Source organism: Oleiphilus sp. HI0066 (assembly GCF_001635725.1).
Genome location: NZ_LWFH01000643.1, coordinates 1 through 1,213 on the forward strand (window position 1 = coordinate 1; position 1,213 = coordinate 1,213).

1 pseudogene is annotated in these 1,213 nt (G+C 45.3%); it reads right to left on the bottom strand.

The window, feature by feature from the left end:
• Positions 1-1,213: pseudogene (glnD, locus tag A3738_RS08195) on the bottom strand ([protein-PII] uridylyltransferase); the annotation flags it as partial.

The following is a 1,213-nucleotide window of genomic DNA, read 5'->3' on the forward strand; positions in this document are numbered from 1 at the left end:
GGCAATATCGTGGTAAATGCCTGCTACATACAACAGCTCTAACTTAGGAAGTCCTTTGACGAGCGAAGCGGCGAGCGGAAATGATTCTTTGTGCTGCTCGTCATGTAATCGAACAATGTTTCTAACTAGTCGAATGGTGTGCGCGTCAACAGTATAGGTATGAAACAGGTCGTGCTGCATCTGTCCGACGGTCGAGGCAAATTCAGGTAAATAACGGGAAAGTACATTGTACTTAAGCATGTTGCGCAAGGTTCGGTGAAGTCTATGCGGTGTTCGCAGAATCTCTCGGAACATTGTCGTGTTAGCTAGGTCTGCGCGGAAACTATCATCGATCAGATATTGATGTTCTCGAATCAGTCTAATCGTTGTCGCGTGAATACCCTTGATTGCAGGGTTTTGCGCCATTAACAAAAATATTTCGATCAGTGCGTACGGGGAGCGATCAAAGACACCATCATCTACCGTCTCTACATAGCCATTGCTAACTTGAAAGCGGTTGTTCAGTGGAGTCGTTACAGTCTCTCGATTTGGATTAAGATAAAAACCATCAAAGTACTGAAGAATCACATCAGCGAGTTCAGCAAGAGCGAGTACAGTACGATAGTAGCGCTGCATCATAAGCTCAACGCCCAGTGAATTGTCACTGTCTTCGTAGCCAAGAATTTTGGCAACCTTGCGTTGGTGATCAAACAGCAGTCGGTTTTCGCTTCGATTTGCAACCATCTGAAGACCATAGCGCAAAGACCATAAAAAGGTCTCCCCTGAAAGAAGGAGGTTGAATTCTTCGTCCGTCAGAAAGTGATATCGTTCTCTTGCGGTTTTGGCCTCAGGGCCAAAGTGACGCTTTGTAATCCAGCCAACTGTCTGAATATCGCGAAGTGTACCAGGCGAAGCTTTAATGTTCGGCTCAAGATTGTATTCGTTGCCACCATAACGTTCGTGGCGTTCGACTTGCTCTTTGAACTTGGCCATAAAGTAGTCTTTGGACGTATAGACTTCGTCAGAATACATACGGCTTGTGAGTGTTGATTTTAATGACTCGGCGCCGGAAATTGTTCGAGTCTCTAAAAGATTTGTTGCAATCGTTACATCTAGGCTTGCTTGCTCAATACATTCGTCGATTGTACGAACACTATGTCCTATTTCGAGCGACAGGTCCCACAGCAGAGTAATTAAGCTGCTTAGATCGCTTTCAGATTCAGTGGGGATCTGA